Source organism: Vibrio sp. 10N.222.52.C3, assembly GCF_041474195.1.
GTDB classification, from domain to species: Bacteria; Pseudomonadota; Gammaproteobacteria; order Enterobacterales; family Vibrionaceae; genus Vibrio; species Vibrio crassostreae_C.
The window spans coordinates 28,383-43,405 of sequence record NZ_JBFRTQ010000086.1 but is presented as its reverse complement, the minus strand read 5'-3'; the positions used below and the strand labels follow the sequence as shown (position 1 = coordinate 43,405).

The 15,023-nt window shown below is 46.6% G+C and carries 11 protein-coding genes; 2 read left to right on the top strand and 9 right to left on the bottom strand.

Annotated features, from left to right (window positions below; all coding sequences use genetic code 11):
• Nucleotides 1-235: 235 nt before the first annotated feature.
• The 9 genes from fis to AB4517_RS14105 form a co-directional block, all read right to left on the bottom strand.
• On the bottom strand, nucleotides 236-532 hold the full coding sequence (fis, locus tag AB4517_RS14145; protein WP_004729744.1) for a DNA-binding transcriptional regulator Fis: 297 nt from the start codon (nucleotides 530-532) through the stop codon (nucleotides 236-238).
• 23 nt (nucleotides 533-555) lie between these two features.
• Nucleotides 556-1,524, bottom strand: coding sequence for a tRNA dihydrouridine synthase DusB (gene dusB / locus AB4517_RS14140; RefSeq protein WP_032546269.1), 969 nt, complete (start codon nucleotides 1,522-1,524; stop codon nucleotides 556-558).
• A 140-nt stretch (nucleotides 1,525-1,664) separates the two neighbouring features.
• Nucleotides 1,665-2,552: a 50S ribosomal protein L11 methyltransferase gene (gene prmA, locus AB4517_RS14135; protein ID WP_017055901.1), complete on the bottom strand. Its 888-nt coding sequence runs from the start codon at nucleotides 2,550-2,552 to the stop codon at nucleotides 1,665-1,667.
• A 170-nt stretch (nucleotides 2,553-2,722) separates the two neighbouring features.
• Complete coding sequence (accC, locus tag AB4517_RS14130) at nucleotides 2,723-4,066, bottom strand: acetyl-CoA carboxylase biotin carboxylase subunit (RefSeq protein WP_017062706.1); 1,344 nt, start codon at nucleotides 4,064-4,066, stop codon at nucleotides 2,723-2,725.
• A 15-nt stretch (nucleotides 4,067-4,081) separates the two neighbouring features.
• Nucleotides 4,082-4,534, bottom strand: a complete 453-nt coding sequence (accB, locus tag AB4517_RS14125; RefSeq protein WP_017062707.1) for an acetyl-CoA carboxylase biotin carboxyl carrier protein — start codon at nucleotides 4,532-4,534, stop codon at nucleotides 4,082-4,084.
• A 74-nt stretch (nucleotides 4,535-4,608) separates the two neighbouring features.
• Complete coding sequence (gene aroQ / locus AB4517_RS14120) at nucleotides 4,609-5,058, bottom strand: type II 3-dehydroquinate dehydratase (protein ID WP_010435475.1); 450 nt, start codon at nucleotides 5,056-5,058, stop codon at nucleotides 4,609-4,611.
• A gap of 322 nt (nucleotides 5,059-5,380) precedes the next feature.
• Nucleotides 5,381-7,330: an acetate--CoA ligase gene (gene acs / locus AB4517_RS14115; protein ID WP_009844693.1), complete on the bottom strand. Its 1,950-nt coding sequence runs from the start codon at nucleotides 7,328-7,330 to the stop codon at nucleotides 5,381-5,383.
• 218 nt (nucleotides 7,331-7,548) lie between these two features.
• Nucleotides 7,549-8,181 (bottom strand): 3'-5' exonuclease, encoded by a 633-nt coding sequence (locus AB4517_RS14110; protein ID WP_017062708.1) that lies wholly within the window; start codon nucleotides 8,179-8,181, stop codon nucleotides 7,549-7,551.
• A gap of 10 nt (nucleotides 8,182-8,191) precedes the next feature.
• Nucleotides 8,192-10,024 (bottom strand): DUF294 nucleotidyltransferase-like domain-containing protein, encoded by a 1,833-nt coding sequence (locus AB4517_RS14105; protein WP_017062709.1) that lies wholly within the window; start codon nucleotides 10,022-10,024, stop codon nucleotides 8,192-8,194.
• Between the two features lie 232 nt (nucleotides 10,025-10,256).
• Between AB4517_RS14105 and AB4517_RS14100 the strand changes: the two genes are divergently transcribed.
• Nucleotides 10,257-11,453, top strand: a complete 1,197-nt coding sequence (locus tag AB4517_RS14100; RefSeq protein ID WP_017062710.1) for a 3-phenylpropionate MFS transporter — start codon at nucleotides 10,257-10,259, stop codon at nucleotides 11,451-11,453.
• 118 nt (nucleotides 11,454-11,571) lie between these two features.
• Nucleotides 11,572-15,003, top strand: coding sequence for a PAS domain-containing hybrid sensor histidine kinase/response regulator (locus tag AB4517_RS14095; RefSeq protein ID WP_136974344.1), 3,432 nt, complete (start codon nucleotides 11,572-11,574; stop codon nucleotides 15,001-15,003).
• Nucleotides 15,004-15,023: the final 20 nt, after the last annotated feature.

Here is a 15,023-nt window from a genome sequence, read left to right as displayed (position 1 = left end):
CATATAGCCTTATATAGACCCTTTTTACTCTATTTTCTTACTATCTTCTTATACGTGTCTGGTTTCTTATAGGTGCCTAATTATCTGTATGAGCACACACAGACGGGCTAAGGGATGATCATTTCTAATGGGGTGATTTTGTATGTTGGGGGGTGTAGTAGGGTGTTTGATGTAATAAAGGGATTGTGAGTGACTACACAATCCCTTTGTATATAAGGCTTGAGGGCTATTTAGCCTAGTTCATGCCGTATTTTTTAAGTTTCTTGCGAAGAGTACCGCGGTTAATACCCATCATGGTTGCTGCGCGAGTTTGGTTACCGCGAGTGTACTGCATGATAGTGTCTAGTAGTGGCTGTTCAACTTCAGCTAATACTAATTCGTATAACTCGCTGACTTCTTGACCGTTTAATTGAGCAAGGTAATTTTTCAATGATGCTTTAACTGAGTCACGTAGTGGCTTCTGCGTGATTTGGTCTTGTGATGTAACTGTAGTTACTGTCAATGCTTCTGAAGTCAGATTTTGTTCGAACATATTCGGTCTAGCTCTTCTCGTAATTATGGTGCAACGTTATCAAAAAAACCTTCTAGCGCTTCAAGCTGCAGATCACCTGCTTCGAATGCGTTGAAGGTACGGCGAAACTCACTCGCTTGTTCATGTTCTTTTAGATACCAACCCACATGCTTACGAGCGATGCGAGGGCCTAAAAACTCTCCATAAAATTCATGTAGAGCGTGCACATGACCAAGCATGATGTCTTTCACTTCCGAAATCGGGAGTGGGTCCATCGTGGTGCCGTTTTCCAAATAGTGTAGGATTTCGTTAAAAATCCAAGGACGTCCTTGGGCAGGTCGACCTATCATTAAAGCATCAGCGCCGGTGTACTCCAGCACAAACTTCGCTTTTTCCGGACTATCGATATCACCGTTAGCGATAACCGGAATAGATACTGCTTGTTTCGCTGCTTTAATGTGTTTGTATTCTGCCTCACCTTTGTACATACAAGCGCGAGTTCTTCCATGGAGCGCAAGAGCTTGTATGCCGCAGTCTTCGGCTATTTTCGCGATTTGGACACAGTTTCTATTGTCTGTATCCCAGCCTGTGCGCGTTTTCAACGTTACTGGAACGTCGACAGCATTTACCACCGCTTTCAGAATGTCTTCAATGAGTTCTGGATGCTGCAGTAAGGCTGAGCCCGCAAGCTTCTTATTCACTTTTTTGGCTGGACAACCCATGTTGATATCGATGATTTGCGCACCGTTATCGACATTAAATTGAGCAGCCTCGGCCATAAGCTGTGGATCTGCACCAGCGATTTGTACTGAACGAATGCCCGATTCGCCTTCATGTACCATACGCTGCTGAGACTTTGACGTTTTCCAAACTTTCGGATTGGAGGACATCATTTCACTGACTGCCATCCCCGCACCGTAACGAAGACACAACTCACGGAATGGTCTATCCGTTACGCCAGCCATAGGAGCGACGATTAGATTGTTCTTAAGTTGATAATTTCCGATTTTCAAAAATGTCATCACAGTTCTGTACCAGCAAGGGCGCGCATTTTACGCATTTTTTCGCTGCGTGAAAAGACTAATATTTGAGCATTTACAATTTGTTTTTGTAATTTGTTTAAATTTCAGTCAATTAGCGCCCAAAGTCTTGTCTAGCCTTGCTTGCGACCTGAGATTCGACACCATTCTTGTTGTTCGATGATCGGATCAATGTGAAGCTCATCACGATAATAAGTGGCAACATCTTCTGCTTGTGTATCTAAAACACCCGACATCGCAAGTACACCATTTGGCTTAACTAGGCCCTTGATGATGCCAGAAAGGTCGCGTAATGGACCCGCAAGAATGTTGGCAACAACAACGTCTGCTAGCAAACCTTCCGGTTGATCTTGTGGCAAGAACACCTCTAGTTGCTCAGCAACGCCATTGCGTTGTGCGTTGTCTTTTGATGCAAGCAGAGCTTGAGGATCAATGTCGATCCCGATAACTTTTGCTGCGCCTAGTTTGATCGCAGCGATCGCTAGGATGCCTGAGCCACAACCGAAGTCGATCACGGTTTTGCCTGCAAGGTCTAAGCCTTCAAGCCACTCAAGACACAATGCCGTTGTCGGGTGAGTACCTGTACCAAATGCAAGGCCAGGGTCTAGCATTACGTTAACAGCGTCAGGTTCAGGGATATCGCGCCAGCTAGGGCAGATCCATAAACGCTCACCAAACTTCATTGGGTGGAAGTTGTCCATCCATTCACGCTCCCAATCCTTGTCTTCAATTTGCTCTACTTTATGAGCAAAGTCTGCAGGGAACATGTTGCTTGCTTTAATCTGCGCTAGAACGACACCAGTATCAGTCTCAGCGTCGTAAAGCGCGAGAATGTCAGTATCACCCCAAAGGCGAGTTTCGCCTGGCAGAGGCTCAAATACAGGGGTATCTTGTGCATCCAGGAAAGTTACAGAAAGAGCACCAGTCTCTTCCATTAACATGTCGCCGATTTGTTCGGCATTTTCATTGGTAGCATTAAGCTTGATTTGAATCCAAGGCATGGCTGCATCTTCTATATGAGAAAAATTGGATGGCGAGTCTAGCAGAAAATATGAGCAAATTCACCAAAACCCCACGGAATATAATGGGGATTAAAGATTGATTTTTTCGGCGGTTCAAAAACAAAAATGCTCACCGAAGTGAGCATTTTGACTGTTCTTAAACGAACGGATTATGACAAACCAAGTTTCTTCTCAAGGTAGTGGATGTTTGCACCACCGTGTTGGAAGTTTTCGTCGTTCATAATAGACAGTTGAAGCTCAGTATTAACGTTAATACCTTCAACAATCATTTCACCCAATGCGTTCTTCATACGAGCGATAGCAACATCACGGTTCTCACCGTAAGTGATCAGCTTACCAATCATTGAATCGTAGTGTGGTGGCACTGTGTAACCCGTGTAGATGTGAGATTCCCAACGTACGCCCATGCCGCCTGGTGCGTGGAAACGTTCAATCTTACCTGGTGAAGGTAGGAAACGAACTGGATCTTCAGCATTGATACGACATTCGATTGAGTGGCCACGCAGCTTAATGTCATCCTGAGTGAATGATAGAGGCTGACCAGCTGCAATACGTAGCTGTTCTTTCACTAGGTCGATACCCGTTACCATTTCAGTAATCGTGTGTTCAACCTGGATACGAGTGTTCATTTCGATGAAGTAGAATTCACCGTTCTCGTATAGGAATTCAAATGTACCTGCACCGCGGTAACCGATCTCAATACATGCACGAGTACAACGTTCGCCAATGTACTTACGCATCTCTTCAGTGATACCTGGAGCTGGCGCTTCTTCCACAACTTTCTGGTGACGACGTTGCATTGAACAGTCACGCTCACCTAGGTGGATAGCATTACCTTGGCCATCTGCAAGCACTTGTACTTCAATGTGACGTGGGTTTTCTAGGAATTTCTCCATGTAAACCATGTCGTTGTTGAAACATGCTTTTGCTTCAGCACGAGTCATCGCGATAGCTTCTGTTAATTCTGCTTCAGAACGAACAACACGCATACCACGACCGCCGCCGCCGCCAGATGCCTTGATGATAACTGGGAAGCCAATGCGTTTAGCGTGCGCTTTGTTTTTTGCTTCGTCGTCGTCAAGAGGGCCGTCAGAACCTGGTACACAAGGTACGCCAGCTTTCTTCATTGACGTGATAGCTGACACTTTGTCACCCATCATGCGAATGGTTTCAGCTTTAGGGCCAACGAAGATAAAGCCACTGCGCTCTACCTGTTCTGCAAAGTCTGCATTTTCAGATAGGAAGCCGTAGCCAGGGTGAACAGCTACTGCACCTGTAACTTCAGCTGCGCTGATGATACGAGGGATGTTTAGGTAGCTATCGATACCACGAGCTGGACCGATACAAATGGTTTCGTCTGCAAGCAGTACGTGCTTAAGGTCACGGTCAGCAGTTGAGTGAACCGCTACCGTTTTAATGCCAAGCTCTTTACATGCACGCAGAATACGTAGTGCAATCTCACCACGGTTCGCGATTACTAATTTATCTAACATAATGAGTGCTCTCTATTATTCGATAATTACTAGAGCTTGGTCGAATTCTACTGGTTGACCGTCTTCAACTAGGATAGCTGTTACAACACCAGATTTATCAGCTTCGATTTGGTTCATCATTTTCATTGCTTCAACGATACATAGCGTTTCGCCAGCAGTTACAGATTGACCAACTTTAACGAATGGTTTTGCGTCTGGGCTTGGAGCGCCGTAGAAAGTACCAACCATTGGAGAAAGAACTTGGTGACCAGCTGGAACTGCAGGAGCTGCTGCTTCTGCTGCTACAGGTGCCGCCGCAGGAGCTGCTGCCGCTACAGGTGCTGGAGCAGCTGCATATTGAACAGGTGCTACAGGTGCAGTGCTGTTACGACTGATTCGTACTGACTCTTCACCTTCAGAGATTTCTAGCTCAGAAATACCAGACTCTTCAACCAATTCGATTAGCTTTTTGATTTTGCGAATATCCATTGTTTCTTTCTCTTTATCTGTTAATTGAACTTACTCTATGACTGAGTAGGTTAGTAATAGTTCGTTGTTTATGTTTACTTTGAGTTGAGCTTGCTGAGCGCAGCGGTCAAAGCAAATTGATAACCTTGGGCACCTAAGCCACAAATCACACCTTCTGCTTTATCAGATAGGTAAGAGTGGTGACGGAATGGTTCACGCGCGTGAACATTCGATAGATGAACCTCAATAAATGGTATTGCAACGCCAAGTAGTGCATCACGCAGTGCCACACTGGTATGTGTAAAGGCTGCTGGGTTGATAATAATAAAATCAACATTTTGATAAGCACTATGGATAGCTTCAATCAGTTCGTACTCACGATTTGACTGTAAGTGAGATAGCTCAACATCGTGTGCTTTCGCTTGCTCGGTCAGTGAGCTAATAATCTGGTCAAGTGTTTGAGAACCGTAGTGTGCAGGCTCTCTAAGGCCTAACAGGTTAAGGTTTGGGCCATTTAAAACTAGAATGCGAAACTTTGTAGACATCGTGGGGCTATCTTCCTTTATCGTGTTTACGAACGTGAATGTTGCCATTTTATTGAAAATTTGCGGTTAATTTCTAGTGAGAAAAACCCAAATTTAAAAATTAGAACCAGATTATAGCTAATTCAGCGCAAATCGCAGCAATTTACTGGTCTAATCTCCTATTGATACAGCTTGGAATTGTTACCAACTTAACAAAAAAGCGTCTTAGCCTTAATTTGGGGCGGGATATTTGAGATCAAGATCAGCCATAAAAAAACCGCCACATAGGTGACGGTTTAGAAAGTGCTGTTTTAAACAGTGATTAGCTGCTGTGACTGGTTGCTTATGCCAGTTCTGCTTTCTCGGCAATCAGCTTATCAACCACACTTGGGTCGGCCAGTGTCGAGGTATCACCTAGGTTACCTGTATCGCCAGTCGCGATTTTACGCAGGATACGACGCATGATTTTACCCGAACGAGTTTTTGGTAGAGAGTCGGTCCAGTGCAGTACATCTGGCGTTGCAATTGGGCCAATCTCTTTACGTACCCAGTCTTTCACTTCTTTATGAAGCTCTGCGGTTGGGAACTCACCATCATTCAGCGTGATGTAAGCGTAAATCGCTTGGCCTTTAATATCATGAGGGATGCCCACAATCGCGGCTTCTGCAATCTTATCGAACGCGACTAGAGCCGATTCAATCTCAGCAGTACCCATACGGTGACCTGATACGTTAAGTACATCATCGACACGCCCCGTAATCCAGTAGTAACCGTCTTCATCACGACGAGCGCCGTCACTGGTGAAGTACATGCCTTTAAAGGTCGAGAAGTAAGTCTGTTCGAAGCGGTCATGATCGCCATGAACGGTACGCATTTGGCCTGGCCAAGAGTCAAGAATCACTAGGTTGCCGTCTGTTGCACCCTCAATGATGTTACCCATGTTATCAACCAGTGCCGGTTGCACACCGAAGAATGGACGAGTTGCAGAGCCCGGTTTCAGGTCTGTTGCGCCTGGTAGCGGTGCAATCAAGATACCGCCCGTTTCTGTTTGCCACCATGTATCAACAATTGGAGATTGCTCATTACCGATTGTTTTGTAGTACCACTCCCACGCCTCTGGGTTGATAGGTTCACCCACTGAGCCCATGATTCTTAGGCTGTCACGAGAAGTACCTTCAACGGCTTCATTGCCTTTCGCCATCAATGCACGAATAGCCGTTGGCGCCGTATAAAGAATATTAACTTGGTGCTTATCGACCACTTCGCTCATGCGGCTGGTGTTCGGGTAATTTGGCACGCCTTCAAACAGAATCGTTTTTGCGCCATTAGCAAGCGGTCCGTAAACAAGATATGTGTGACCGGTAATCCAACCCACATCGGCTGTACACCAGAAAGTCTCGCCTTCTTGGTAATCGAATACGTATTTGAAGGTCATCGCAGCATAAACAAGGTAGCCACCTGTGGTGTGCATAACGCCTTTAGGTTTACCTGTTGAGCCTGACGTATAAAGGATGAATAGTGGATCTTCTGCGTTCATCTCTTCTGGTGGGCAATCTGCAGATACATTAGCAATAGCATCGTGCCACCACACATCGCGATGTTCGTGCCATGCCACATCACCGCCAGTGCGTTTGAATACAACAACCTTCTCGATGTTTTTCACTTCAGGGTTCGTCAGTGCTTCATCGACATTCTTTTTCAGTGGAACAGCACGGCCGCCACGCACGCCTTCATCGGCAGTGATAACGACTTTAGAATTTGAATCGATAATACGACCAGACAGTGCTTCTGGTGAGAAACCACCAAATACGACTGTGTGAACCGCACCGATACGGGTACACGCCAGCATGGCTACTGCCGCTTCTGGCACCATTGGCATGTATAAACAAACCACATCACCTTTGCGCACGCCTTGCTCTTTTAGAGCATTCGAAAACAGGCACACTTCTTTATGCAGTTCATTAAAAGTTAGAGTTTTATCATCTGCCGGGTCATCGCCTTCCCAGATGATAGCGACTTCATCACCGCGCTCAGCAAGGTGGCGGTCGATACAGTTAGCCGAAACGTTAAGCGTGCCATCTTCAAACCAGCGAATATCAATGTGGCCAGGGTCGAAAGAGGTGTTTTTTACTTGTGTGAAAGGTTTGATCCAATCAACGATTTTTCCGTGTTCACCCCAAAAGCCTTCAGGGTCAGAAACAGATTGCTGGTACATGGCTAGGTAAGTGTCATTATCCGCGTGTGTGGTTGATTTAATATTTTCTTTTACCGGATAAACGTGGGCTTCACTCATTGCATCTCTCCTTGTGCCTACATTCCTAATGAACTGGCAACTTCCTTTGTGTTCAGTTTCTAGGTCTATTACAGAACCGTCTTTGTGTTATCACTCTCGGCTAGGACGGCGATTTCCACAATTAGACTTTAGGATGAGACGCTGCTTTTCACTTACAAAATAGCGAGTTAAGTTCAATTTTGAGATGTTGCTCTCTATGTGAAGCGACAGTGGTTGAATTAAGAATAAGAAGAGTTGAAACGGGGAAGGTCACCATGTTTCAGGCGCACAAAGATCAGCGCAGCGGAGATAGCGTCTTGTAATGCATCATGTTTATTGACCGGGATAGGTAAATCGAGTTGGCGACAGATGGCGTCCATACTGAGATCAAAATAGGCATTGGGCAGCTGTCTTTCGAGTTTGTCTTGATAGAGTTGGCTCACTTCGACTAATCGGTTAGGCAGTGGAAATCCAAGCTGTTTTAAACAGGCGCGGTCGAGAATTTTTTTATCATAGCGGATGTGATAGCCGACTAAAGGACGATTTCCAATGAAGTTCAGTAGCTCGATTAAAGCCTGTTTTTCTTCGATGCCGTGCTTTAGATCTTGATGACGGATACGGTGGATTTTTATTGAATTGCAATCGAGCGATTGGGGGGCGCGCAACCGGACTTCAAAAGGTTGGCTGGTAATGATTCGGTTACCGATGATCTTGGTCGCGGCAATGGTAACTAATTCTGCCTGATTGGGATCTAGGCTGGTGGTTTCACAATCGAGCGATACATATTCATGATCAATAGGCGCAGTAAACAGAGGCTGATAGAGGGAGCCTTTGAGCTTGTGATGCCAGTAATAGCGAACCAACCTATTCATCGTTCAATGCCTAATCCCGTATCTGATAGTGGTAGCCGAGCCATTGCTTGAATTTCTTCACCACGTGCAGGCTATGACGAAGCAGATCCCTGTCTGCTCGTTCCATCAGTTTGACGTTAATCTTGTTGCTGCTGTGCTGCTGAGAAAGCCTTTGGGCTAAGCGCCACTTAAAGAATTGCTTGAGTGCTTCACTGAGATTATCGGCAGTACTTTGCTCTAATACTTTCTTGCTGACCAGCTGCTCAATGCGTTCGAAGGTGTTGTTGACCGTGACACCATGTTCTAGGCAAAGCGCTCTCACACCATGCACGATAGGGAAAATACCGCCTTGTTTGATATCGAGTCCGGACTTAGATTGCTTCACATTACCAAACAGGGTCAGGGGAACTGAGAAGTTCAGCGCCGGGCGGCAGAACTCCGTCAGAATCAATTCTTGTCCGAGCATTAAATCACTGAGGTGCTGCTTTACAGGTTTTAATAACTCTCTATTCCCCGCTACTGCGTGTGCATCTGCCATGATCGCGATATCCATCACGGTGTCTGGCGTGGCTTTTTTTACCCAATGGGTGAGGGTTTGTTTCCACTCTTGTTCTGAATGCACCCATTTCGGATTGTTGACCATTACGTTGCCCGGGCACAGTGGGTAACCCAATTGTTGAAGGGTATGGGTGAGGTCGTTCATGGCACTTTGGCATTGATGCCATTCCAAACCATCTTGAATAATCAGAGCGTTGTCTTGATCGGTTTTGAGAATTTGCTCTCCACGCCCCTCAGAACCCAACACGATTAGGCAGCAATGATTATGCAGTGCAGGTGGGATCACCAACTCAAAAGCCTTCTCTATGATCTGTTCGTTGACCGCAGAAATCAGCTCCATGATAAAGCGTGTGCGAATCCCATTACTGAGCAAGCTCTCGACCAGTTGACGTTGTTTGTTGGATGCCATTGCCAATTCTTCAACGCTGGTGGCGCGCGCAATACGCAAAGTAAGAACGTGGGAGTGTGTGGAGAATGCACTGAGAATCTGTGTCATATCCACCATGCCGACCGCATTTTTACCATCACAAACCATCAACCTTTTTACTCGATTTCTGGTCATGGTAATCATGGCGTTAAATAAGAAATCGCCTTGGTTCACGTGCATCACCGGAAACGTTGCGATCTCACCGACAGGCGCATCCAGTGTGAAATTATCGAGCATCACAGCATGCAATAAATTGGTTCGAGTGACGATTCCATACGGCAAGGAACATGATGATCCAAAAGCTTTTGGATCATTATGTTCCAAATGGACTAGGGCCGAGTCTAACCCTTGTTCTTTAAGGGTTTGAGTGACTTGGTTGATCGGTTGGTTTGGTTCAAGTATCAGTGGTGGGTGATAGATAGAGTCATCCACTTTGGTTAATATAAACTCGGCAAGATTCTGTTGCTGCTGGGCGGCTTCTATCAAAGCTTTTCGTGTTGATAGGTTGCTATCAAAGTAGGCAGCGAATTGGCCATTGGCGTGGTAAAGCTCAAGAAAAATATCGGTGGGCAGCAGATAACTTAATGTATCTTCGAGTGCGATATATCGGTGTTTGGTGTGGGGTTCAAACTGGCTGCGGACATCAAAAATATCGTCATTGGCATAGTGTGCGTAAATCTCACCATCACTGCTCGCGCGCTCTTCAACAGCTCCTTTGATCAAAATATGCAGGTGTCGGCTCGGCCTTTCAGCTTCCAGTATCACTTCTTGAGAGCGGTAATACACCACGTCTAATGAAGAGCGAAGCTTCAACTGTTCGGCGTCGGACAGGCTATCGAAGGGCGGGTGCTGCATATTAAATTTGTCAGGCATAAGCATCACAAGAAGAAATGGGAGTCTTTAATCAGTCTGACAAAATACCAGCGAAGCTCCAGACGACTTTAGTCTAAATGCGAGTATGAGTATTGATGAGCGTGAAATCTCTTGTTGAAATGCGATATCCAGACCCATTGAATATGGGAATACTATCCCAGTAATAATTCCCTTTTTCATCGTATGCGAGATAGGCATAATTGGTGCTGCCTTTTTCCGCACACTTTATAGGTCATTTATGTTTAGCCCTTCACCCTATGGCTGGATCTCTCAGTATTTTCTTGGTTTCTTTTTTGCGTATGGCGTGTATTTGCCATTTTGGGCGTTGTGGTTTGAAGACCAAGGCGTGTCTGCTGGTGATATTGGCGTATTGATTGGTATCGGCTTTGCAACTCGTTGTGTGGCCAACTTAGTGATTACGCCGCGTATCCATAAAGTGGAACACTTGATGCCAGCGCTACGCTGTTTGAGTTTCGCTGCGCTGCTGTTTGTCGGTTTCCACTTCTTCACCGGTGGCAGTTTTATACTGATGTTGTTGGCAACGGTACTGTTTAACCTCTGTTGTGGGCCGATCATTCCTCTTTCTGATGCGATGGCTAACCATTACAGTCGTTTGAAAATGCTCGACTACGGCCGAACTCGTCTTTGGGGATCAATTGCCTTTATCGCAGGTTCAACGGTTGTTGGCTATTTGGTGGCACAATTCGGCACTGACATGATTTTGTATACTGCGCTTGCCGGTGTGTTGCTGTCATTGATTCTTGCGATGAGAAACCCCAATGTGATGCCAGTAACGCAATCTGAGCAACAAGCGGCGCGACCAAAACTAGGTGAACTGCTGCGTGAGTCGTCAGTGGTAAAGTTTTTAGCCTTGATGGCGCTGCTGCAAGGTAGTCATGCGGCTTACTACAGTTTTAGTGCGATTTATTGGAAAGAAGCGGGTCACTCAGAAGCTATCATCGGTTATTTGTGGAGTTTAGGTGTTGTTGCTGAAGTGGCCGTATTTGCTCTGAGTAAGCGATTATTCTCAGGCTGGTCACTGCGTACTTTGTTTGTCGTCGCGGCTATTGGGGTGATGGCGCGTTGGGGTATAACCGCATCAACCACGGCGATTTTTGCACTGGTGATGGTGCAGTTGCTGCACGGTGTGACATTTGCCATGGCACACATCGCCGCGATTCAATACATCCAATCTGAAGAACAAAACAAGATGGTTGCGCTACAAGCCCTGTATAACGCGATTCCATTAGGTGCCTTTATTGCACTGATGACCACCTTAAGTGGTTGGGGTTATGAGCTTTGGGGCGCAAATATCTTCTGGGGCATGGCTGCAATGGGTGCACTTGCTCTGTTCATTAAGTTGGATGAAAGAAGTTCAGTGGTTGAGATTAATCAATCAGATTCGGAACAGTCAGAATCTCACAGCAAATGCTGATAATTAGAGTCTAAAGCACAGAATTTAAGCGATGCGATTGAGTTAATCACCCATCCTTAGTTAAATGAAACCTCTCCCTTATGGAGAGGTTTTTTTATGGATGAAAAAAGGGTTTTCAATGCAAGGATGGATAGTAATTCCAGTCTCTTTAGCCTACTTGGGCGTGTTATTTCTGATCGCTTGGTATGGAGACAGGCAGGTTCGTTGGCTATCGCGTTGGCGCCCGTGGATCTATAGCCTTTCGATTGCCGTGTATTGTACCTCTTGGACCTTCTATGGAACGGTCGGGCAGGCGAGTAACAACCCTTGGTCTTTTTTACCCATTTACCTCGCCCCGATTCTAGTCTTTACACTAGGCTGGCGGATCTTGGCGCGGCTGATCCTGATTGCGAAGCGGGAACATATCACCTCCATTGCCGACTTTATCGCGGCTCGTTATGGAAAATCTCAGGGCTTAGCGGTGGCGGTGACGGTTATCGCCGTGGTTGGTATCCTTCCTTATATTGCTCTGCAACTGCGTGGTATTACCATGGGGTTGGATATTGTTGCACCCAACCTAGCGGCTGACTTCGGTTATCAGGACTATCATGTGTCTTGGTTTGTGGTCGGTGCTTTGGCTATTTTCACCATGCTGTTTGGTACAAGACACATTGATAACACAGAGCATCACCGTGGCATGATGATGGCGGTGGCGTTTGAATCCATCGTTAAGCTCGCGGCATTCCTGATCGTTGGCCTATTCATCATGTATCTGGCGATGAGCAGCGACAAGATCGACTTGCTTGATGTGGCGGCTTCCACCTACGAATCACCCAATATTCCGACCTTAATTATTCATACCGTTTTGACCATGTTGGCGATTGTCTGTCTGCCACGCCAGTTCCATACCATGGTGGTAGAGAACGAACGTCCTCAAGACCTGCATACCGCTCGTTGGTTGTTTCCGCTTTACCTGATTTTGATGGGACTGTTCGTGCTGCCAATTGCTTGGGCAGGACAAGGACTACTTACTGGTATGCCAGCGGATACCTATGTGATCAGTGTGCCAATGTCAGAAGGCGCTAATCACATTGCCTTGCTGGCTTTCCTTGGTGGTACGTCTGCGGCAAGTGGCATGGTGATAGTGTCGACCATCGCCTTGGCGATCATGGTGTCGAATGATTTAGTGATGCCATTGTTACTGCGCCGTATGCGCCTAACTCAAAGAACCCATCGACACTTTTCTGGCCTGCTATTGGTGATTCGCCGCGGGCTAATTTTACTGCTGTTACTGGGTGCTTGGCTGTTTTATCAGGCGCTCGATACCATCCATTCACTGTCAGCGATTGGCTTTCTTTCCTTTGCTGCGATTGCTCAATTCGCGCCAGCACTTATTGGTGGTTTGTACTGGCGCCCGGGTAACCGCAAGGGCGTGTATGTCGGCTTAATGGTGGGCTCGTTGATTTGGCTGATTACCTTGATGAGCCAAACCAGCATGTTGGCTGGCGACAGTGAAAGTAACCTTTTACTGTGGATTATCACGCCGCCAGAACTGCTCAGTAGCTGGAATATCAGCAGTTCAAACTGGGGCATTGTGCTGAGTATTGTACTTAATACCTTGTGCTATGCCGTGGTTTCGATGACGACTCGCCCAAGCCTAAGTGAGCGCTTACAATCAGCAGCATTTGTTGGCACGCCGCTGCCTGAAAACGAGAATATCAGCCTTTACCAGAACCGAGTGACGGTCGCTGAATTAGAGATGCTGGCGTCGCGTTTTGTAGGCCGTAAGCGTGCCAAAAGTGCCTTACACAGCTATTGGCAACAACACGGTCAGCCGCTGCTTCCTAATCAACAAGCGCCTGCAAGTCTGATTCGACACGCAGAGCGCGTGCTCGCCGGAGTATTCGGTGCTTCGTCTGCTAAGTTAGTACTTACTTCCGCTTTACAGGGAAGAAACATGCAGCTTGAAGAAGTCGCGACCATCGTGGATGAAGCTTCGGAACTGTACGACTTCAGCCGTGGTTTACTGCAAGGCGCGATTGAACATATTGGCCAAGGTATTGCAGTAATCGACAAACAAATGAGGCTGGTGGCGTGGAATCAACGTTACTTAGAACTGTTTGAGTTCCCTGCTGGCTTGATTCAGGTTGGTCGACCCATTTCAGATGTGATTCGTCATAATGCTGAACAAGGTTTGTGTGGCCCGGGTGACCCGGAAGATCACGTTCGCCGCCGTGTTTATCACCTTGAGCAAGGAACACGACACACCTCTTCTCGTATTCGTCCTGATGGTCGAGTGATTGAGGTGCAAGGTAACCCAATGCCAAGTGGTGGTTTTGTGATGAGCTTTACCGACATCACGGTATTCCGACAAGCAGAGCAAGCGCTAAAAGATGCCAATGAAAGCTTGGAATCGAGAGTGCATGAGCGAACTCAAGAGCTCGAAAAGCTTAACCATCGCTTGGTAAAAGCCACGCAGATTTCGGATCAAGAATCACAATCTAAGAGTCGTTTTCTAGCCGCGGTAAGCCACGATTTGATGCAGCCGCTCAATGCCGCACGTCTATTTGCTTCGTCACTGTCTGAGGTGGCAAAAGAGCAAGAGGTGAAGCAATTGTCATCTCACATCGAGAGTGCACTTGGCGCCGCAGAAGATTTGATTGGTGACTTGCTGGATATCTCTCGATTGGAGTCCGGAAAGTTAGAAACCAACATTCACGCGATTGCCGTGCATGACGTATTAACCAATTTGAACGCGGAATTTAGCGCTCTAGCGAGACAACAGAAAATTGAGTTTAAGATGATTCCGTCGTCATTGTTCATTCATTCAGACCCTAAGCTGTTGAGGCGTGTGATTCAGAACTTTTTGACCAATGCGTTCCGCTACAACCCGGAAGGGAAAGTGGTACTGGGTGCGAGAAGAGTCAATGGACAGGTTCGAATTGATGTGTGGGATAATGGAACCGGTATCGATGAAGACAAGCAACAAGAAATCTTTGAAGAGTTTACTCGTGGCAGCCAAGTACGAGCCGATCAAGGATTGGGGTTAGGGTTAGCAATCTCGAAAGGTATTGCTCATGTGCTTGGCCATCAAATTTCGATGCGCTCATGGCCGGGGCAAGGCAGTGTCTTTTCCATCACTTTAGCTAGAGCGGAAAAAGTGGCTCCAGTTGTGCAAGCTTCGACGCCAATGGCGACCAGCGACATCGAACATCTCAAGATATTGTGTGTCGATAATGAACGAGAAATCTTAGTCGGTATGGAAAACCTGATCGGACGTTGGGGCTGTGAGGTTAAGACGGCGGTTGATTTGGTCGAAAGCTTGCAGTGCCTAGATGAGGGTTGGCTACCTGATGTGATTTTCTCTGATTACCGTTTAGATAATGGCAGAACGGGTCTCGAAGTCCTGCAGCAGTGTCGCTTGCGCCTCGGAGACTCTTTTGAAGGGGTCATCATTAGTGCCGATAGAACCGATGACATGTTGGCAGCGATAAAGGCCAACAGCTTTCGCTTTATTGCCAAGCCAGTGAAGCCACTTAAGTTAAGAGCGGTCTTGAATCGAGTGAGCTAGTTTGGGTTAACAGGCTCGGA